Origin of the sequence: Pseudomonas sp. LSJ-87 (assembly GCF_032971465.1) — a bacterium.
Taxonomy (GTDB): Bacteria; Pseudomonadota; Gammaproteobacteria; order Pseudomonadales; family Pseudomonadaceae; genus Aquipseudomonas; species Aquipseudomonas putida_Z.
Map to the genome: position 1 here is coordinate 65,761 of NZ_JAWJYQ010000030.1, position 20,215 is coordinate 85,975.

General features: G+C 60.5%; 15 protein-coding genes. All 15 read left to right on the forward strand.

Features of this window, described 5'->3' with window-relative positions; all coding sequences use genetic code 11:
- Nucleotides 1-6 precede the first annotated feature (6 nt).
- The 15 genes from gyrA (at nucleotide 7) to wbpD (ending at nucleotide 20,215) form a co-directional block, all read left to right on the forward strand.
- Complete coding sequence (gyrA, locus tag RYH74_RS18605) at nucleotides 7-2,772, forward strand: DNA gyrase subunit A (protein WP_075044057.1); 2,766 nt, start codon at nucleotides 7-9, stop codon at nucleotides 2,770-2,772.
- Nucleotides 2,773-3,029: 257 nt separating this feature from the next.
- Nucleotides 3,030-4,115, forward strand: coding sequence for a 3-phosphoserine/phosphohydroxythreonine transaminase (gene serC / locus RYH74_RS18610; protein WP_317409878.1), 1,086 nt, complete (start codon nucleotides 3,030-3,032; stop codon nucleotides 4,113-4,115).
- Nucleotides 4,115-5,209, forward strand: coding sequence for a prephenate dehydratase (pheA, locus tag RYH74_RS18615; RefSeq protein ID WP_013971453.1), 1,095 nt, complete (start codon nucleotides 4,115-4,117; stop codon nucleotides 5,207-5,209). The genes serC and pheA overlap by 1 nt, the downstream gene beginning before the upstream one ends.
- 176 nt (nucleotides 5,210-5,385) lie before the next feature.
- Nucleotides 5,386-7,626, forward strand: coding sequence for a bifunctional prephenate dehydrogenase/3-phosphoshikimate 1-carboxyvinyltransferase (locus RYH74_RS18620; RefSeq protein ID WP_317409879.1), 2,241 nt, complete (start codon nucleotides 5,386-5,388; stop codon nucleotides 7,624-7,626).
- A complete protein-coding gene (gene cmk, locus RYH74_RS18625; protein ID WP_075044059.1) occupies nucleotides 7,623-8,309 on the forward strand; it encodes a (d)CMP kinase in 687 nt (228 codons plus the stop codon). Before RYH74_RS18620 ends, cmk begins: the two co-directional genes overlap by 4 nt.
- 124 nt (nucleotides 8,310-8,433) lie before the next feature.
- Complete coding sequence (gene rpsA, locus RYH74_RS18630) at nucleotides 8,434-10,110, forward strand: 30S ribosomal protein S1 (RefSeq protein ID WP_003252673.1); 1,677 nt, start codon at nucleotides 8,434-8,436, stop codon at nucleotides 10,108-10,110.
- Between the two features lie 88 nt (nucleotides 10,111-10,198).
- Entirely contained in the window at nucleotides 10,199-11,257 is a 1,059-nt protein-coding gene (locus RYH74_RS18635) for an acyltransferase (RefSeq protein ID WP_317409880.1), read from the forward strand.
- Between the two features lie 586 nt (nucleotides 11,258-11,843).
- Nucleotides 11,844-12,143 carry an integration host factor subunit beta gene (gene ihfB / locus RYH74_RS18640; RefSeq protein ID WP_013971456.1) on the forward strand — a complete coding sequence of 100 codons (300 nt, stop codon included), beginning with the start codon at nucleotides 11,844-11,846 and terminating at the stop codon, nucleotides 12,141-12,143.
- A gap of 19 nt (nucleotides 12,144-12,162) precedes the next feature.
- Complete coding sequence (locus RYH74_RS18645; protein WP_046615541.1) at nucleotides 12,163-12,426, forward strand: lipopolysaccharide assembly protein LapA domain-containing protein; 264 nt, start codon at nucleotides 12,163-12,165, stop codon at nucleotides 12,424-12,426.
- Between the two features lie 102 nt (nucleotides 12,427-12,528).
- The gene (locus RYH74_RS18650) at nucleotides 12,529-13,956 is read left to right on the forward strand and encodes an MBL fold metallo-hydrolase (RefSeq protein WP_317409881.1); all 1,428 of its coding nucleotides are present in this window, start codon (nucleotides 12,529-12,531) and stop codon (nucleotides 13,954-13,956) included.
- 208 nt (nucleotides 13,957-14,164) lie between these two features.
- Nucleotides 14,165-15,229 carry an LPS O-antigen chain length determinant protein WzzB gene (locus RYH74_RS18655; RefSeq protein WP_317409882.1) on the forward strand — a complete coding sequence of 355 codons (1,065 nt, stop codon included), beginning with the start codon at nucleotides 14,165-14,167 and terminating at the stop codon, nucleotides 15,227-15,229.
- A gap of 150 nt (nucleotides 15,230-15,379) precedes the next feature.
- Complete coding sequence (locus RYH74_RS18660; protein WP_317409883.1) at nucleotides 15,380-16,744, forward strand: Wzz/FepE/Etk N-terminal domain-containing protein; 1,365 nt, start codon at nucleotides 15,380-15,382, stop codon at nucleotides 16,742-16,744.
- 291 nt (nucleotides 16,745-17,035) lie between these two features.
- The gene (gene wbpA, locus RYH74_RS18665; protein ID WP_286919575.1) at nucleotides 17,036-18,346 is read left to right on the forward strand and encodes a UDP-N-acetyl-D-glucosamine 6-dehydrogenase; all 1,311 of its coding nucleotides are present in this window, start codon (nucleotides 17,036-17,038) and stop codon (nucleotides 18,344-18,346) included.
- A 73-nt stretch (nucleotides 18,347-18,419) separates the two neighbouring features.
- On the forward strand, nucleotides 18,420-19,370 hold the full coding sequence (gene wbpB / locus RYH74_RS18670; protein ID WP_003260857.1) for a UDP-N-acetyl-2-amino-2-deoxy-D-glucuronate oxidase: 951 nt from the start codon (nucleotides 18,420-18,422) through the stop codon (nucleotides 19,368-19,370).
- Between the two features lie 269 nt (nucleotides 19,371-19,639).
- Nucleotides 19,640-20,215, forward strand: coding sequence for a UDP-2-acetamido-3-amino-2,3-dideoxy-D-glucuronate N-acetyltransferase (wbpD, locus tag RYH74_RS18675; RefSeq protein ID WP_317409884.1), 576 nt, complete (start codon nucleotides 19,640-19,642; stop codon nucleotides 20,213-20,215).

Genomic DNA, 20,215 nt, shown 5'->3' on the forward strand with positions numbered 1-20,215 from the left:
CTTCTCATGGGCGAACTGGCCAAAGAAATCCTCCCGGTCAATATCGAAGACGAACTGAGACAGTCTTACCTCGACTACGCGATGAGCGTGATTGTCGGGCGAGCGCTGCCCGATGCGCGTGACGGCTTGAAGCCCGTGCATCGTCGCGTTCTCTATGCGATGAGCGAACTGGGCAACGACTGGAACAAGCCGTACAAGAAATCCGCCCGTGTGGTCGGTGACGTGATCGGTAAGTACCACCCGCACGGCGACACCGCGGTCTACGACACCATCGTGCGTATGGCCCAGCCGTTCTCGCTGCGCTACCTGCTGGTCGACGGCCAGGGCAACTTCGGTTCGGTGGACGGCGACAACGCCGCAGCCATGCGATACACCGAAGTGCGCATGGCCAAGCTGGCCCACGAGCTGCTGGCCGACCTGCACAAGGAGACCGTCGACTGGGTGCCCAACTACGACGGCACCGAGCAGATCCCGGCGGTCATGCCGACCCGTATTCCCAACCTGCTGGTCAACGGTTCCAGCGGTATTGCCGTGGGCATGGCGACCAACATCCCGCCGCACAACCTCGGCGAGGTCATCGATGGCTGCCTGGCACTCATCGACAACCCCGAAGTCACCATCGATGAGCTGATGCAGCACATCCCTGGCCCGGACTTCCCGACTGCCGGCCTGATCAACGGCCGCCAGGGCATCATCGAGGCCTATCGTACCGGCCGTGGTCGCATCTACATGCGTGCCCGCTCCGAGATCGAAGACATCGACAAGGTCGGTGGCCGTCAGCAGATCGTGGTTACCGAGCTGCCGTACCAGCTGAACAAGGCTCGCCTGATCGAGAAGATCGCCGAGCTGGTCAAAGAGAAGAAGATCGAAGGCATCACCGAGCTGCGCGACGAATCCGACAAGGACGGCATGCGCATCGTCATCGAGCTGCGTCGCGGCGAGGTGCCGGAGGTGGTGCTCAACAACCTCTACCAGCAAACCCAGCTGCAGAGCGTATTCGGCATCAACGTGGTGGCCCTGGTCGACGGCCGTCCGCGCCTGCTCAACCTCAAGGACCTGCTCGAAGCGTTCGTGCGTCACCGCCGTGAAGTGGTGACCCGCCGTACCGTGTTCGAGCTGCGCAAGGCCCGCGAACGCGGCCATATCCTCGAAGGCCAGGCGGTCGCGCTGTCCAACATCGACCCGGTCATCGCCCTGATCAAGGCCTCGCCGACCCCGTCCGAAGCCAAGGAAGCCCTGGTCTCCACTGCCTGGGAATCCAGTGCCGTGCAGGTCATGGTCGAGCGCGCCGGCGCCGATTCCTGCCGCCCCGAGGACCTGCCGGAGCAGTACGGCCTGCGTGAAGGCAAGTACTACCTGTCGCCGGAACAGGCCCAGGCCATTCTCGACCTGCGCCTGCACCGCCTGACCGGCCTCGAGCACGAGAAGCTGCTGGCCGAGTACCAGGAAATCCTCGAGCAGATCGGCGAACTTATCCGCATCCTCAGCAGCGCCGAGCGCCTGATGGAAGTGATCCGCGAAGAGCTGGAAGCCATCCGCGCCGAATATGGCGATGCCCGCCGTACCGAAATCCTCGATGCGCGCCACGACCTCAACTACGGCGACATGATCCCGGAAGAAGAGCGCGTGGTGACCATCTCCCACGGCGGCTACGCCAAGACCCAGCCGCTGTCCGCCTACCAGGCCCAGCGCCGTGGCGGCAAAGGCAAGTCGGCTACCGGGGTGAAGGACGAGGACTACGTCGAGCACCTGCTGGTTGCCAACAGCCATGCCACCCTGCTGCTGTTCTCCAGCAAGGGCAAGGTGTACTGGCTGAAGACCTACGACATCCCTGAAGCGTCCCGCGCCGCCCGCGGTCGCCCGCTGGTCAACCTGTTGCCGCTGGAGGAAGGTGAGCGCATCACCGCCATGCTGCAGATCGACCTCGAGGCCCTGCAGCAGAACGCTGACGCCGACGAAGAGCTGGAGGACGCGGAAGACACCGTGCTCGAAGGCGAAGTGGTCGAGGCCGAGGAAGTGGACGAGGAAGACGGCGACACCCCTGAGTGGGTAGCCGAGCCGACCGGCGCCTACATCTTCATGGCCACTGCTTCGGGTACCGTGAAGAAGACCCCGCTGGTGCAGTTCGCCCGTCCGCGCTCCAACGGCCTGATCGCCCTGAAGCTGAAGGAAGGTGACACCCTGATCGCCGCGGCCATCACCGACGGTGCCAAGGAAGTCATGATGTTCTCCGACGCCGGCAAGGTGATCCGATTCGCTGAAAGCGTGGTGCGCGAGATGGGCCGTAACGCCCGTGGCGTGCGCGGCATGAAGCTGGGCAAGGGCCAGCAGATCATCTCCATGCTGATCCCGGAATCCGGCGCGCAGATCCTCACCGCCTCCGAGCGTGGCTTCGGCAAGCGCACCCCGCTGTCCAAGTTCCCGCGTCGCGGCCGTGGTGGCCAGGGCGTGATCGCCATGGGTACCAAGGGGCGCAACGGCCTGCTGATCGGCGCCATCCAGGTGCAGGAAGGCGAAGAGATCATGCTGATCTCCGACCAGGGCACGCTGGTGCGTACCCGCGTTGGCGAAGTGTCCAGCCTGGGCCGTAACACTCAGGGCGTGACCTTGATCAAGCTGGCTGCCGACGAGACGCTGGTGGGCCTGGAGCGCATCCAGGAGCCTTCCGAGGACGAACTCGATGATGTGATCGAGACGGACGAAGAGGGCGTCGAGGCTGAAGCGCCAGACAACGAAGAAGCTGCTGGTGCCGAAGAGGCCCCGCAGGAGTAAGCAAGCGTAAAACCCGAACGGGGCGACCAAGGTCGCCCCGTTTGACTGATCAGGCCAGGTCATCGTGGCCGCTGTGCGGCCCATCGCCGGCAAGCCGGGCTCCCACAGGTTCAGCGCGAGCTTCGAGGGTTGCGCGGCCCTTGTGGGAGCTGGCTTGCCGGCGATGGCCTGCAAGGCAGGCCCATGACAGGCGACACAGTTTTAGTTGGTCAGCACCGAATTACGATTTTGTACCATTTGGCAGAGCGAGAGTGGATGTGAGCAAACGAGCCTTTAACTTCTGCGCAGGCCCTGCCGCGCTTCCTGACGCTGTTCTGCAGCGCGCCCAGGCCGAGATGCTGGATTGGCGTGGCAAGGGCTTGTCGGTGATGGAAATGAGCCATCGCAGCGATGATTACGTGGCCATCGCCGAAAAGGCCGAGCAGGACCTGCGTGACCTGCTGTCCGTCCCCTCCAACTACAAGGTGCTGTTCCTGCAGGGCGGCGCCAGCCAGCAGTTCGCCGAAATCCCGCTGAACCTGCTGCCGGAAAACGGCACCGCCGACTACATCGAAACCGGCATCTGGTCGAAAAAGGCCATCGAGGAAGGGCGCCGCTTCGGCAACGTCAACGTCGCCGCCAGCGCCAAGCCCTACGATTACCTGGCCATCCCGGGCCAGAACGACTGGAAGCTGACCAAGAACGCTGCCTACGTGCACTATGCGTCCAACGAGACCATTGGTGGCCTGCAGTTCGACTGGGTACCGGAAACCGGTGACGTACCGCTGGTGGTCGACATGTCGTCCGACATTCTCTCGCGCCCGATCGACGTGTCGCAGTACGGCCTGATCTACGCTGGCGCGCAGAAGAACATCGGCCCGAGCGGCCTGGTCGTGGTGATCGTGCGCGAAGACCTGCTGGGCCGCGCCCGCAGCAGCTGCCCGACCATGCTCGACTACAAGGTCTCGGCCGACAACGGCTCGATGTACAACACCCCGGCCACCTACTCCTGGTACCTCTCGGGCCTGGTGTTCGAATGGCTGAAAGAGCAGGGTGGCGTCGATGCCATGGAGCAGCGCAACCGCGCCAAGAAAGACCGCCTGTACGGTTTCATCGACAGCAGCGAGTTCTACACCAACCCTATCAGCCACAACGCCCGTTCGTGGATGAACGTGCCGTTCCGTCTGGCTGACGAGCGCCTGGACAAGGCCTTCCTCGCCGGCGCCGATGCCCGTGGCCTGCTCAACCTCAAGGGCCACCGTTCGGTAGGCGGCATGCGTGCCTCCATCTACAACGCCCTGGGCCTTGAAGCAGTCGAAGCCCTGGTGGCCTACATGACCGAATTCGAGAAGGAGCACGGCTGATGTCCGAGCACGAACTGAAGGCGCTGCGCGTTCGCATCGACAGCCTCGACGAGAAGATCCTCGAGCTGATCAGCGAGCGCGCCCGTTGCGCCCAGGAAGTGGCCAAGGTCAAGACCGCCTCGCTGGCGGAAGGCGAAAAGCCGGTGTTCTACCGCCCCGAGCGTGAAGCAGCCGTGCTCAAGCGCGTGATGGAGCGCAACAAGGGCCCGCTGGACAACGAAGAGATGGCGCGGCTGTTCCGCGAAATCATGTCGTCGTGCCTGGCCCTGGAAGAGCCGCTGAAAATCGCCTACCTCGGCCCTGAAGGCACCTTCACCCAGGCAGCGGCCATGAAGCACTTCGGCCACGCGGTGATCAGCCGGCCGATGGCGGCCATCGACGAAGTGTTCCGCGAAGTGGCGGCCGGTGCCGTCAACTTCGGCGTGGTGCCGGTGGAAAACTCCACCGAAGGCGCGGTCAGCCACACCCTGGACAGCTTCCTCGAGCACGACATGGTGATTTGCGGCGAGGTCGAGCTGCGCATCCACCACCACCTGCTGGTGGGCGAGAACACCAAGACCGACAGCATCACCCGTATCTACTCCCACGCCCAGTCGCTGGCCCAGTGCCGCAAGTGGCTGGACGCGCACTACCCGAACGTGGAGCGCGTGGCCGTGTCGAGCAATGCCGAGGCGGCCAAGCGGGTCAAGGGCGAGTGGAATTCGGCGGCGATCGCCGGCGATATGGCGGCCAACCTGTACGGTTTGACTCGCCTGGCCGAAAAGATCGAAGACCGCCCGGACAACTCCACGCGCTTCCTGATGATCGGCAACCAGGAAGTGCCGCCGACCGGCGACGACAAGACCTCGATTATCGTTTCGATGAGCAACAAGCCGGGTGCCTTGCACGAGCTGCTGGTACCGTTCCACCAGAACGGCATCGACCTGACTCGCATCGAGACCCGCCCATCGCGCAGCGGCAAGTGGACCTACGTGTTCTTCATCGACTTCGTCGGCCACCACCGCGACCCGCTGATCAAGGCGGTGCTCGAGCAGATCAGCCAGGAGGCTGTGGCGCTGAAGGTGCTGGGTTCGTATCCGAAGGCGGTGCTTTGATCGAAGATTGCCGGGGCCGCTGTGCGGCCCATCGCCGGCAAGCCGGCTCCCACAGGTACAGCACAAGCCTCCAGGTGTGCGCGGTCTCTGTGGGAGCTGGCTTGCCGGCGATGGGCTGCAAGGCAGCCCCGATGGGCCTCACAGGCTGTCTAGATTTCTGAACAGGGTTCGCACCAGTGGTAAAAGCAGTAACAACCAAACCCGCGCCAATCATCAACCGCCTGGTCGTGGTCGGCCTCGGCCTGATCGGTGGCTCCTTCGCCAAGGGCCTGCGTGAAAGCGGCCTGTGCCGCGAAGTGGTCGGTGTCGACCTGGACGCGCCCTCGCGCAAGCAGGCCGTGGCCCTGGGCGTGGTCGACCGCTGCGAGGAAGACCTTGCCGCCGCCTGTGTCGGTGCCGATGTCATCCAGTTGGCCGTGCCGATCCTGGCCATGGAGAAGGTGCTGGCCCGTCTGGCCGGGCTTGACCTTGGCGATGCTGTCATCACCGACGTCGGCAGCGCCAAGGGCAACGTAGTGCGCGCCGCGCGGGAAGTGTTTGGGGGGCGCCTGCCGCGCTTCGTCCCCGGCCACCCCATCGCCGGCTCCGAGCAGAGCGGGGTAGAAGCCTCCAACGCCACCCTGTTCCGTCGGCACAAGGTCATCCTCACGCCGCTGGCCGAAACCCACCCGGCCGCCCTGGCCCTGGTCGACCGCCTGTGGCGCGAGCTGGGCGCCGATGTGGAGCACATGTCGGTCGAACGCCACGACGAAGTGCTTGCCGCCACCAGCCACCTGCCGCACCTGCTGGCCTTCGGCCTGGTCGATTCACTGGCCAAGCGCAATGAAAACCTCGAGATCTTCCGGTACGCTGCGGGAGGCTTCCGCGATTTCACGAGAATCGCCGGCAGCGACCCGACCATGTGGCACGACATCTTTCTCGCCAACCGCGACGCTGTCCTGCGCACGCTTGATACATATCGCAGCGATCTCGACGCCTTGCGCGACGCGATCGCTGAAGGGGACGGGCACCAGCTGCTGGGTGTATTCACCCGCGCACGCGTTGCCCGCGAGCATTTCAGTAAAATCCTGGCCCGCCGGGCCTATGTGGACGCTATGAACGCCAACGATCTGATTTTCCTGGCCCAACCGGGTGGCCGCCTGTCCGGGCGAATCCGCGTACCGGGCGACAAGTCGATTTCCCACCGCTCGATCATGCTCGGCTCGCTGGCCGAAGGCACCACCGAGGTCGAAGGCTTCCTCGAGGGTGAGGACGCGCTGGCGACCCTGCAGGCATTCCGTGACATGGGTGTGGTCATCGAAGGCCCCAACCACGGTCGCGTGACCATTCACGGCGTCGGCCTGCACGGCCTCAAGCCGCCACCTGGGCCGCTTTACGTGGGCAACTCGGGTACCTCGATGCGCCTGCTGTCGGGCCTGCTGGCCGGCCAGCCGTTCGACGTGACCATGACCGGCGACGCTTCGCTGTCCAAGCGCCCGATGAACCGTGTGGCCAACCCGCTGCGCGAAATGGGTGCCGTGGTCGAGACCGGCCCTGAAGGCCGCCCGCCGCTGACCATCCGCGGTGGCCACAAGCTCAAGGCGCTGACCTACACGCTGCCGATGGCCAGTGCCCAGGTCAAATCCTGCCTGCTGCTGGCCGGCCTGTACGCCGAAGGCAAGACCACCGTAACCGAGCCTGCGCCAACCCGTGACCACACCGAACGCATGCTGCGCGGCTTCGGCTACAGCGTCGACAGCAACGGCCCGGTGGCCTCGCTGCAGTCCGGCGGCAAGCTCACTGCCACCCGTATCGAAGTGCCGGCCGACATTTCCTCGGCGGCGTTCTTCCTGGTGGCGGCGTCCATCGCCGAAGGCTCCGAACTGGTGCTGGAGCACGTTGGCATCAACCCGACCCGTACCGGCGTGATCGACATCCTGCGCCTGATGGGCGGCGACATCACCCTGGAAAACCAGCGTGAAGTCGGCGGCGAGCCGGTGGCCGACCTGCGTGTGCGTGGTGCCAAGCTGAAGGGTATCGACATTCCTGAAGAGCTGGTGCCACTGGCCATCGACGAGTTCCCGGTGTTGTTCGTCGCCGCTGCCTGCGCCGAAGGGCGTACCGTGCTGCGTGGTGCCGAGGAGCTGCGGGTGAAGGAATCCGACCGTATCCAGGTCATGGCCGACGGCCTGATCACCCTGGGCATCAAGTGCGAGCCGACCCCGGACGGCATCATCATCGACGGCGGCCAGTTGGGTGGCGGCGAAGTGCATGGCCACGGTGACCACCGTATCGCCATGGCCTTCAGCGTTGCCTCGCTGCGCGCCAGCGCGCCGATCCGCATCCACGATTGCGCCAACGTCGCCACCTCGTTCCCCAACTTCCTGGCGCTGTGCGCCGAGGTGGGTATCCGCGTGGCGGAAGAGGGCAAGTCGTGAGTACCCTGGCGCCGGTCATCACCATCGACGGGCCAAGCGGTTCGGGCAAGGGTACGGTCGCCGGGCTGCTGGCCCGCGAGCTGGGCTGGAGGTTGCTGGACTCTGGCGCGCTGTACCGTCTGCTGGCGTTCAACGCCAGCAACCACGGTGTCGACCTGACCAACGAAGAGTTGCTGACCAAGCTTGCCGCCCATCTGGATGTGCAGTTCATCGCCGCCGAGCCCGGTAAGCTGCAACAGATCATCCTCGAGGGCGAGGACGTCAGCAACGTCATCCGCACCGAAACCGTCGGCGCCGGTGCCTCGATGGTTGCTTCGCTGCCGGCCGTGCGTGATGCACTGCTGGTGCGCCAGCGCGAATTCCGCGAGGCGCCGGGCCTGATCGCCGACGGCCGCGACATGGGCACCGTGGTGTTCCCGGACGCGCCGTTGAAAGTCTTCCTCACCGCCAGCGCGGAGGAGCGGGCGCGTCGCCGCTACCTGCAGTTGAAGGGCAAGGGTGAAGATGTTAGTCTGTCGAGTCTGCTGGATGAGATTCGTGCGCGTGATGAGCGCGACACCCAACGTGCAGTGGCCCCGCTGAAGCCAGCGGTCGATGCCATTCAGTTGGACTCTACCGAGTTGTCCATCGAGCAGGTGTTGCAACGTATCAGGAGCGAGATCGCACTGCGCGACCTTCTCTGATAGCCAGGAAAGCAGGCAGGGGCACCAGTCAACGTCCTGCCGGCTTTCCTTTACTTAAAACAAACCCACATTGTCTGGAATGTGGCTGTGGGCGTCTGTTTCGCCCGAATCTACAGGAATTAAAATGAGCGAAAGCTTTGCAGAACTCTTTGAAGAAAGCCTGAAAACCCTCAATCTTCAGCCGGGTGCCATCATCACCGGTATCGTTGTCGACATCGACGGCGACTGGGTTACCGTACACGCTGGCCTGAAGTCCGAGGGCGTCATCCCGCTCGAGCAGTTCTACAACGAAGCTGGCGAGCTGACCATCAAGGTCGGTGACGAAGTTCACGTTGCGCTGGACGCGGTCGAAGACGGCTTTGGCGAAACCAAACTGTCCCGTGAAAAAGCCAAGCGCGCCGAGTGCTGGATTGTTCTGGAAGCAGCTTTCGCCGCCGAAGAAGTGGTCAAGGGCGTTATCAACGGTAAGGTTAAGGGCGGCTTCACTGTCGACGTTAACGGCATCCGTGCGTTCCTGCCGGGCTCCCTGGTTGATGTCCGCCCTGTGCGCGACACCACCCACCTGGAAGGCAAAGAGCTGGAATTCAAGGTCATCAAGCTGGACCAGAAGCGCAACAACGTTGTCGTTTCCCGTCGCAGCGTGCTGGAAGCCGAGAACAGCGCCGAGCGCGAAGCCCTGCTGGAAACCCTGCAGGAAGGCCAACAGGTCAAGGGTATCGTCAAGAACCTCACCGACTACGGCGCCTTCGTGGACCTGGGCGGTATCGACGGCCTGCTGCACATCACCGACATGGCTTGGAAGCGCATCAAGCACCCATCGGAAATCGTTAACGTTGGCGACGAAGTCGACGTACGCGTTCTGAAGTTCGACCGTGAGCGCAACCGCGTTTCGCTGGGTCTGAAGCAGATGGGCGAAGATCCGTGGGTAGCTATCACTGCCCGTTACCCAGAAGGTACTCGCGTACAGGCTCGCGTTACCAACCTGACCGACTACGGCTGCTTCGCTGAGCTGGAAGAAGGCGTTGAAGGTCTGGTACACGTTTCCGAAATGGACTGGACCAACAAGAACATCCACCCGTCGAAAGTCGTTCAGGTTGGCGACGAAGTGGAAGTCATGGTTCTGGACATCGACGAAGAGCGTCGTCGTATCTCCCTGGGCATCAAGCAGTGCAAGTCCAACCCATGGGAAGACTTCTCCGGCCAGTTCAACAAGGGTGACAAGATCACCGGTACCATCAAGTCGATCACCGACTTCGGTATCTTCATCGGCCTGGACGGCGGCATCGACGGTCTGGTTCACCTGTCCGACATCTCCTGGAACGAAACCGGCGAAGAAGCCGTGCGTCGTTTCAAGAAGGGCGACGAGCTGGAAACCGTCATCCTGTCGGTCGACCCAGAGCGCGAGCGCATCTCCCTGGGCATCAAGCAGCTGGAAGACGATCCGTTCTCCAACTTCGTTGCTGTCAATGACAAGGGCGCTATCGTCAAGGGCATCGTGAAAGAAGTTGACGCCAAAGGCGCCATCGTCACTCTGGCCGACGACATCGAAGCTACTCTGAAAGCTTCCGAAATCAGCCGTGACCGCGTTGAAGACGCGCGTAACGTCCTGAAGGAAGGCGAAGAGATCGAAGCCAAGATCATCAGCGTTGACCGCAAGTCCCGCGTTATCAGCCTGTCCATCAAGTCGAAGGACGATGCTGAAGAGCGCGAAGCCATCCAGAGCCTGAAAAACGCTCCGGAAGCGGCTGCCGACACCACCATGGCTGCGCTGCTGCGCGAAGCAATGGCCAAGCAGAACTGAGTTCTGTTTGATCGGTAAAAAAAGGCGACCTTCGGGTCGCCTTTTTTTATGCTGAAAGAAGGCCATGTCGGGGGATTGTGCGATGTTGATGTTTGGCGACGTCATGGAAGGTCGCGGGCGCGATAACAATTTCCTGATCATCAGGCTGCTGGCGGCAACTGCCGTAGTGGTGGGGCATTCCTTTGCGCTCTCCTATCTGGAGTGCCTGAGTTGCACCGACCCTGGGCTGCTGCTGGGTATGCCGGTGCCCGTTCATAGCCTGGGCGTGGAAGTATTCTTCATGGTCAGCGGTTTCCTGATCGCGGCCAGTGGTGAAAAAAATAGCACCCGGGATTTCTACCTGGCCCGCGCATTGCGGATCTTGCCTGGCTTACTCGTGTGCCTGCTGCTCATGGCCTTTGTGCTAGGGCCTGTCATTACCTCGCTGCCGCTTGGTGAGTATCTTTCCCAGCGCCAGGTTTACAGGTACGTCTATAGCCCATTGCTGGTTTTCAAGGATGCCCAGTTCCTGTTGCCTGGGGTGAGCTTTACCCCGCGCCCCTATGGGGCTTCGGTCAATGGCAGCCTGTGGACCATCCCATTGGAAATGCGCATGTACGTGGTGCTGTGGCTATTGGTGCTGGTGGCCAAGGTTTGCCGGTGGCCGATGACAGGTTTGACGCTTGCCGCGTTGGTGATTGCACTGGGCTTGCACACCTTGCATCCAGCCTTTGCGGAGTACCCGTTCAAGCTGGTGGTGTGCTTCCTGGCAGGGGCGGTGTTCTATTCATACCGGGCGGTGATCCCGTATACCGGCTGGCTGTTGATTGCCTTTGTTGCGTTGTTCTTGTTGGCCAAGGGTGGACGCCTTGAGGTTTTTGCGTTTGCTGTTCTGACGATGTACGGCACGTTGTACGTAGCTTATTGCCCGCAGTTGAAGCTTCCTTCGTTTGTGGAGGATTACTCGTACGGCATCTACCTGTATGCATTTCCGATCCAGCAGGTGTTGGCGTGGGCAATGCCATGGGCTGGGCCTTACTGGCTGATGTTGGCGGCCGTGCCGGCGTCCTGGTTGGCGGGGTATGTGTCGTGGGGGCTGGTAGAGAAGCCTGCCTTGGCGATGCGCAAACGCTTTTCCCGAGCGGGCTCCCGGCAGCAATTGGCATAGGCGTTCGGGCTCCAATAGCTGGTGTGCCCACTTTCACCCAGAAGGTGGTGTAGCCTTGTGCTGCCTCAGTGGTATAACGGTGTGCCCAACTCTCCAGAAACTGGCGCGATCCCCTGTGGGAGCGGGCATGCCCGCGAAGCAGGCGACGCGATGGATGGCACCGGCTACGCCGGTGTTCGCGGGCGCGCCCGCTCCCACATGGGCTGTGCTGGCCTCAAGGCAGGTGATGTCCATGCGGGGGCAGTGGTCTGGCCCATTTTCCCAGTACTTGCACGATCCCCTTGTGAAGCGGCCCTGTGTCGCGAAAAGCCTGCTCTCGACAGGCCGGTACCTGGCTTCGAAACAGGCAGCATCTCTGCAGGGCCGGCGACCCAAGCCCGATTTCCAAAAGCCTGCACTATCCCTGTGGGAGCTGGCTTGCCGGCGATGAGGCCGGGCCTGCCACGCGCCGCCAGCTAGACCATTCCTGTAAAACTTCAATCTTGAATTTTTTTATTAAGTCAAGAACCACCCTGTTCAAATCCCTCCCAGCGTGCTACAAACTGGTTAAGCAATGATCTAGCTGCTTGATAACGAAGGGAAAAATATGACGAAGTCGGAGCTGATCGAACGTATTGTCACCCATCAGGGGCTGCTCTCGTCCAAGGACGTGGAGCTGGCCATCAAGACCATGCTTGAGCAGATGTCACAATGCCTTGCCACTGGCGATCGCATCGAGATCCGCGGTTTTGGCAGCTTCTCGCTGCACTATCGCGCCCCTCGCGTAGGCCGTAACCCGAAGACCGGCCAGTCGGTCAGCCTCGAAGGCAAGTTCGTGCCGCACTTCAAGCCCGGCAAAGAGTTGCGCGACCGGGTCAATGAAGAAGAGCATGAGGCCCACACCTGATTCCACAAGGAGCAATCTGATGCGTAACCTCAAGCGCGCCCTGGCGGCGGTGTTCGTGCTGCTGTTGGCGGCTGTGGTGCTGTTCTTCGTGCTGGAGAACCAGCAAACCGTCTCGTTGGTCCTGTTCGGTTGGGCTGCCCCGGCCATGCCGGTCGCTGTGCTGGTTCTGGCCGCCCTGGTCATTGGCCTGGCAGTCGGTCCGCTGTTGGGTGCCTACGGCGTGCAGCGCAGCAAGCGCAAGATCAAGGCTTCTGCCCGCCAGGCAGCATTGAGCGGTAACTAAGGGCATTTCCTACATCCGTTTGGGAAAGTGTCACCTATGCCTGCGCCGGCCGTCATGGAGTAATAACGCACTTCATTTTCGGCCCTGGCGAGTGTGCGCAGCATGGAATATCCCGTCCTTTCCCATCATGGTGGCACCCGCGGCGTCACCGGTTCCTGCCATCAACTGCACCTCGACCCGTCCACCAGTCTGCTGATCGACTGCGGCCTGGAGCAGGGCGCCGAGGCCGCGCCAGGCGCAGCATCGGCACCACTCGGTTTCGGCGTGCAGGGCATCCAGGCCCTGGTCATCACCCATGTGCATCTCGACCACGTTGGCCGCATCCCGGCACTGCTGGCTGCCGGCTACCGAGGCCCCATCCTGTGCAGCGAGCCGTCCGCCCGGTTGCTGCCACTGGTGCTGGAAGACGCCTACAAGCTGAGCATCAGCAGCGAGCCCGCCCAAGTGGCAAGGTACCTGGAGTTCATTCGCGACCTGATCGTGCCCCTGCCTTTCGAGCAGTGGCACACCCTGGTCGAGCAACCAGGGCTCACCTGTCGCATTCGCCTGCAACGCGCCGGGCATCTGCTGGGTTCGGCCTATGTCGAATGCGATGTGCAGTCCGCGCAAGCCAGCACCCGCTACGTTTTCTCCGGTGACCTCGGCGCCTGCGGCAACCCCTTGCTGCGCCCAGTGCAACCCCCGGAACGGGCCGATGTACTGGTACTGGAAAGCACCTACGGCGACCGCCTGCACCCGCCTGCAGGCGACCGTCAGCAGCGACTGGAAGCGGCCATCGACCGCGCCCTGGCTGACCAGGGCACGCTGCTCATTCCAGTGTTCAGCCTCGGCCGTACCCAGGAGTTGCTGTACGAACTCGAAAGCATTCTTCATCGCAAGGCCTTGCTGAACAAGGCCGGCCCGGCCCCCGATGGCGACCCGCTCGACTGGTCGCAATTGCCCATCATCCTCGACTCGCCCCTGGCCCAGCGCATTACCGGTGTATACCGGGAGCTGCACGACTACTGGAATGCCGAAGCCCGGGCGCGCCTTGCCGAAGGGCGCGATCCGTTGGGTTTCAGTCAGCTGATCAGCGTGGACACCCACGCCCGCCACCAGCAGGTGGTCAATTACCTGAAGAGCACCGGGCGGCCGGCGATCGTGATTGCCGGCAATGGCATGTGCTCGGGTGGGCGCATCGTCAATTACCTGAAGGCCATGCTGGGGGATCCGCGACATGAGGTGATGTTTGTCGGTTACCAGGCCAAGGGTACGCCGGGCGCGGTGATACAGGCGAGTGAAGGGGCAGAAGGGTTTGTGCAGATTGATCTGGATGGGCAGATGTATGAGATCCGGGCGAAGGTGATGACACTGGGTGGCTACTCGGGGCATGCGGATCAGGCGCAGCTGGTGGCGTTCGCGCACGGCTGTAATGCCCGGCGGATAGTGTTGGTGCATGGCGAGCAAAGGGCGAAGCAGACGCTTGCGGCTGCGCTGCGCGAAAGGCTCGCACGGTCAGGGAATGAGGTGTGTGTCACAGTCGCGAAATGACCTTCTGGCGGGAAGGTTGATGTCTGTCAGAAAGTGAGGAACTTTTGCGAGGCGGGTCTTTCTACTACTGCTTGGAAGTAATGTTAGAAGTGTGGCGGAAAGAGTGGCAAATAGCCGCTACGCTTGATTCGAGGGGTATTGAGTCGCTTAGGTCGGAAGCGTGCCCCAAGATGATGCAATCAGACAGACCCAAGGAAAAAAAGACTAAATGCGCAATGAACGCGAGCGCCTGAGTGGTAGTGACGAGATTGACCTGATTGAGCTTGTGCAGGGTGTTTGGCGCCAGAAGGTCTGGGTGGGGCTGGTTGCGGTACCGGTGATTGCTTTGGGGTTGGCTTATGTGATGCTGGTTTCGCCGGTATATGAGGCGAAGCTCTATATTCAGCCCCCCTCCCAGAGCGAGATTGCCCAGCTGAACTACGGTCGTGGTGAGGGAACGGGCCTGGCGCCACTGAGTGCCAAGGATGTGTACAGCATTTACCTCAAGTCCCTTCAGTCTGAAGCAGTACGAGACAAATTCTTTCGCAGCGCCTTCCTGCCCATGCTGACCGAAGAAGAGCGGGGCGGTTCTCGTGATGCCTTGTATGCTCAGTTCAACGGCATGTTGAAAGTGGCCGTGGCTAGCAAAGACATGCCGGATCGTTATGTGCTGACGGCGAACCTGGAAGACCCGCGCCTTGCGGCGACCTGGGTGTCGAATTACGCCGAGTTGGCTGCGGAGCGAGCAAAGAACGAGTTGTTGAGCGGTACCCGCAGTGATATATCGATCATGGCTGACAACCTTGATCAGCAAATCAAGGCTGCGCGAGCCACTGCCAGCAATCAGCGTGTGGACCAGATTGCCCAACTCAAGGAGGCGTTGCGCGTAGCGCGGTCGATTGGCCTGGAAAAGCCGCCGATCATTTCCGAGACGCTGTCCAAGGAAGTGTCTGCCGGTATGAATGGGGCTCTTACCTACATGCGCGGTACCAAGGCGCTGGAGGCAGAAATCGCCAACCTGGAAGCGCGCTCATCGGACGACCCGTTCATCCGGAATTTGCGTGAAAAGCAGGAAAAGCTGAGCTTCTTGCGCACGTTGAAGGTCGACCCATCCCTCGTTGCGATGTACCAGCAGGATGGCGCCGTTTCCCAGCCTGACAAACCGATCAAGCCGCGAAAAGCCATCATCATGTTGCTATCGGCGTTGGTAGGGGTAGCGCTTGGTGTGTTGGTTGCCCTGGGGCGGGACATATGGTGTAGGCGCAAAGCGACGAACGGAAGGGAACTTCCCTGATCGCAAAGCATCCTCAAGCGTTGTTGTCGCTTGCGGAAGGTGCAACAATAGCCTTTCGTCGCCGATGACATGGAAAGCTGGAAGAGCGAGCACGACACGCTGATCTGCCCTGCCTGTCTTGGTTAACCCCGTTTTAGACAGGGAAGTAATGTGAATAGCGTTGTGCGTTCCCCCTCCATGGCCGCTTCAGGCGAAATCGATCTTTTCAACGTTCTGCGCACAATCTGGCGTAGGCGTTTGCTAATTGTTGCTGTTGGGGGCGTCTGTGCGCTTGTCGGTGCCGCAGTCGCCTACAACATTACGCCTGTATATGAGGCGTCAACGAGTTTAAGGCCTGTCGCCCTCAACCAGCTGGACGCCTTGAATCGAACAAAAATCTATTCTTTGCCGCCAGAGGCAGCACTCAAGAGAGTCGGTGCGACGCTGGACTCTTATAACGCTAGGCTCGACTTCTTTCGTTCCAGGCCAGATCTGATCGATGCTTTTCAGGATGAAGGGCAAAGCGTCGAGCAGGCATTTGAAGACTTCAACCGAGATGCGCTCAGCGTAGTCTTGGCTGACCCGAAAAAGAACGATCTGTTGAGCGATTTTATCGGGTTGAAAATGCGTTATGAAAAGGGCGTGAATGGCGCGGCCATTCTCAACGATTTCGTCGATTATGCCATTGAGCGCGAGCGTAGCCAGCTATCCAAGGATATGCAGATTATTTTGGCCAACCGCTTGGCAGAGGTGGACAAAAAGCTCAATTCCGCAGTGTCGGAATATGAGGCAGGGAATGAAAGCAGTATCGCCCGTCTCGAAGAGGCAGATGCGATCAAGCGTGCGCAACTCAATGATGAGCTCAAGGCTTTGCGCGTTCAGTTGAAATTGCAGCGCGAGGCGCGCCTGGCCGAGCTTGATGAGGCTATCAGTGTTGCGCGAAGCCTCGGTTTGAAAAAACCTTCGACACCTTCATTGATGGCTGATGAAAGCGCGACAAATGGCAATATCATTCGTACCGAGGTAAACGGTAGGCCGGTGCCGCTGTACTTCATGGGCACCGAAGTGCTGGAGGCTGAGCGCGCTGCATTGCGCAAACGTACCTCAGATGACTTTGTCGAGCCTAGAATCGGTCAGATCCGCAAAGAACTTATCCTGCTTTCGACCAACCGCAAAGTCCAGGCAATCAAGGCCCGGGCGAGCGAAGCGGCGTTCTTGGAAGGGGTCGAAGCGCTTCGCGTGGAGCGTGCGCGCTTGCAAGCCATCGATACCCAGTTGGAGGGGCTGCACCTGGTGAATATCGATCAGCGTGCGGTGCTCTCCAACAAGCCTTTGAAGCCGCGCAAAGCACTCATCGTGCTAATTGCATTTATCGGCGGCCTGTTGCTCGGAACAGTCGCTGCGCTGCTGCGAGGTGCTTTCAAGGACCATGCGAGGCAGCAACGAGTTCTTGAAATCGAGGGTTCGGCACATCGCGTCATACCCGACGAATTGACAGGGCAGAACCACGCCAGGCTGGGTGATGCGCAAGCTTGAGCCCTCAATTGTATGATGTTGTTTTGGTGGCACTTTGGCGGTTACATGTCTCAGGAAAACTCCGATGGATTGGCGAAGCCTAACCGCATATCATTGTGACGCATCTCATTGGTGGCAGCCACCGGGTCGCTCCCCGGGCGAATGTAAGTGGGCGTTTTTTGCTCGACAGCGTGTGTAATGCGCGCTGTCGCCGAATGGATTCACTCGACTGACGAATGAATCGAAGAAGGTTCAATAACCCGTTGTTCAGCCGTGGAAACGGGCAGGTAAATTCAAGGTGAGTTGGGAAGCATGACAGATATGAATGCGGTGGTAGAGAAGTTCAAAAGCCGGCAGGCCTTGATTGGTATCGTGGGTCTCGGTTATGTCGGGTTGCCGCTGATGCTGCGTTATAACGCCATTGGTTTTAATGTGCTGGGTATTGATATCGATCAATCGAAAGTCGATAAACTCAATGCCGGCCAGAGCTACATTGAACACATCCCGGCTGCCAATATCAGCAAGGCACGTGAAACCGGCTTTGAAGCTACCGTCGACTTCAAGCGTGCCAGCGAGTGCGATGCACTGATCCTGTGCGTGCCCACCCCGCTGAACAAATATCGCGAGCCCGACATGAGCTTCGTGATCAACACCACCGACGCCATCAAGCCTTACCTGCGTGCAGGCCAGGTGGTTTCGCTGGAAAGCACCACCTACCCAGGTACCACCGAAGAAGAACTGCTGCCACGTGTGCAGGAAGGCGGCCTGGTAGTTGGCGAGAACATCTACCTGGTCTATTCGCCAGAGCGTGAAGACCCGGGCAACCCGAACTTCGAAACCCGCACCATTCCGAAGGTCATTGGTGGTCACACCCCAAATTGCCTGGAAGTGGGTATCGCCTTGTACGAGCAGGCTATCGATCAGGTCGTACCAGTAAGCTCCACCAAAGCTGCTGAAATGACCAAGTTGCTGGAGAACATTCACCGTGCGGTGAACATCGGCCTGGTCAACGAAATGAAAATCGTCGCCGATCGCATGGGTATCGACATTTTCGAAGTGGTCGATGCCGCGGCGACCAAGCCTTTCGGCTTCACCCCTTACTACCCGGGCCCGGGCCTGGGCGGCCACTGCATTCCGATCGACCCCTTCTACCTGACCTGGAAGGCGCGTGAGTACGGCCTGCATACCCGTTTCATCGAGCTTTCCGGTGAAGTCAACCAGGCCATGCCTGAGTACGTGCTGGGCAAGCTGATGGATGGCCTGAACGATGCCGGCAAGGCACTCAAGGGCAGCCGCGTGCTGGTTCTGGGTATCGCCTACAAGAAGAACGTCGACGACATGCGCGAGTCGCCATCCGTCGAAATCATGGAGCTGATCGAAGCCAAGGGTGGCGTGGTTGCCTACAGCGACCCGCACGTGCCGGTGTTCCCGAAGATGCGCGAGCACCACTTCGAGCTGAGCAGCGAGCCGCTCACCGCTGAGAACCTGGCAAGCTTCGACGCTGTGGTACTGGCCACCGATCACGACAAGTTCGACTATGCCCTGATCGAAGCCAAGGCCAAGCTGATTGTCGACAGCCGCGGCAAGTACCGCACGCCGACCGCGCACGTCATCAAGGCCTGATCGGCGTCGCCAGCAAATTGATCCGCCTGGCCCTCAAGGGCAGGCGGATTCATTCGTCTTCAAAGGAAGCCTCATGAAAAACTTTGCTCTCATCGGTGCTGCAGGCTATATCGCCCCTCGCCACATGCGCGCCATCAAGGACACCGGCAACCGCCTGGTCTCTGCGTACGACATCAATGACTCGGTAGGTATCATCGACAGTATCTCGCCGCAGAGCGAGTTCTTCACCGAGTTCGAGTTCTTCCTCGACCACGCCCATGGCTTGAAGCGTAACCCGGCTACTGCCCTGGACTACGTTGCGATCTGCTCGCCCAACTACCTGCACCACCCGCACATTGCCGCAGGCCTGCGCCTGGGTTGTGACGTGATCTGCGAAAAGCCGCTGGTCCCGACCCCGCAGCAACTGGACGAGTTGGCCCTGGTCGAGCAGGAAACCGGCAAGCGCCTGTACAACATCCTGCAACTGCGCCATCATCAGGCAATCCTTGCCCTGAAGGACAAGGTTGCCCGCGAAAACAACCCGCACAAGTATGAAGTCGACCTGACCTACATCACCTCGCGCGGCAAATGGTACCTGCAAAGCTGGAAGGGTGACCCACGCAAGTCGTTTGGTGTGGCCACCAACATCGGCGTGCACTTCTACGACATGCTGCACTTCATCTTCGGCAAGCTGCAGCGCAACGTTGTGCACTTCACCTCCGAGCACAAGGCCGCCGGTTACCTGGAGTACGAGAAAGCACGTGTACGCTGGTTCCTGTCGGTTGATGCCAATGACCTGCCAGAGTCGGTGAAGGGCAAGAAGCCAACCTACCGTTCGATCACCGTCAATGGTGAGGAAATGGAGTTCTCCGAAGGCTTCACCGATCTGCACACCACCAGCTATGAAGAGATCCTTGCTGGCCGTGGTTACGGTATCGAGGATGCGCGTCACTGTGTTGAAACCGTGAACACCATTCGTAGCGCCCCGGTTGTTGCGGCGGCGGATAATGAAGGCCACCCGTTTGTACTGGCGCTTTCGCGCTGACGGGACAACAAACGGGTAGCGCCTAAGCGTTACCCGTGGCCGGTTCTTCTTGGCGGGATCGCAATTCAGAAAGCATGGTCACCGAGAGTCCTTGTCTCAATTCATGGCTTTCTCCAGTAGCGTTTTTTCATCGTCCCGATCATGAACGCCAACTCAACTATCCGCATTGGCACCATCCCAATGGTTCGGTGCTCGTCGATACGGGCAACACGCGTCAGCAGCGATGCGGCATGCGTTCGATCAACCTCAATCAAGTGTGAGTCTCAAACATGAATTACTCTCAGCATCCGAGTGCCATCGTCGATGAGGGCGCGCAGATCGGTAACGGCTCCCGGGTCTGGCACTTTGTTCATGTGTGTGCCGGTGCCCGTATTGGGGAAGGCGTTTCCTTGGGGCAGAACGTGTTCGTTGGCAACAAGGTCGTGATCGGCGACCGTTGCAAGGTCCAGAACAACGTGTCGGTATATGACAACGTGACCTTGGAAGAAGGCGTGTTCTGTGGCCCGAGCATGGTATTCACCAACGTCTACAATCCCCGTTCGTTGATCGAGCGAAAGGATCAGTACCGCGACACTCTGGTCAAGAAAGGCGCGACACTGGGGGCCAACTGCACCATCGTCTGCGGGGTTACTATTGGCGAGTACGCCTTCGTCGGTGCTGGCGCAGTAATTAACAAGGATGTGCCAGCGTACGCCCTTATGGTTGGCGTTCCGGCCCGGCAAATCGGCTGGATGAGCGAGTTTGGTGAGCAACTTGAGCTGGATGAGAAAGGCGAAGCCGTTTGCTCGCATACTGGCGCACGTTACGTTTTGAGCGAAGGGACCCTGAACAAGGTGGATGTTTGA

Coding starts and splice junctions, on each gene's coding strand:
- gyrA (WP_075044057.1), top strand. CDS start 7: ATGGGCGAACTGGCCAAAGAAATCCTCCCGGTCAATATCGAAGACGAA.
- pheA (WP_013971453.1), top strand. CDS start 4,115: ATGTCCGAGCACGAACTGAAGGCGCTGCGCGTTCGCATCGACAGCCTC.
- rpsA (WP_003252673.1), top strand. CDS start 8,434: ATGAGCGAAAGCTTTGCAGAACTCTTTGAAGAAAGCCTGAAAACCCTC.
- RYH74_RS18635 (WP_317409880.1), top strand. CDS start 10,199: ATGTTTGGCGACGTCATGGAAGGTCGCGGGCGCGATAACAATTTCCTG.
- ihfB (WP_013971456.1), top strand. CDS start 11,844: ATGACGAAGTCGGAGCTGATCGAACGTATTGTCACCCATCAGGGGCTG.
- RYH74_RS18645 (WP_046615541.1), top strand. CDS start 12,163: ATGCGTAACCTCAAGCGCGCCCTGGCGGCGGTGTTCGTGCTGCTGTTG.
- RYH74_RS18650 (WP_317409881.1), top strand. CDS start 12,529: ATGGAATATCCCGTCCTTTCCCATCATGGTGGCACCCGCGGCGTCACC.
- RYH74_RS18655 (WP_317409882.1), top strand. CDS start 14,165: ATGCGCAATGAACGCGAGCGCCTGAGTGGTAGTGACGAGATTGACCTG.
- wbpA (WP_286919575.1), top strand. CDS start 17,036: ATGACAGATATGAATGCGGTGGTAGAGAAGTTCAAAAGCCGGCAGGCC.
- wbpB (WP_003260857.1), top strand. CDS start 18,420: ATGAAAAACTTTGCTCTCATCGGTGCTGCAGGCTATATCGCCCCTCGC.
- wbpD (WP_317409884.1), top strand. CDS start 19,640: ATGAATTACTCTCAGCATCCGAGTGCCATCGTCGATGAGGGCGCGCAG.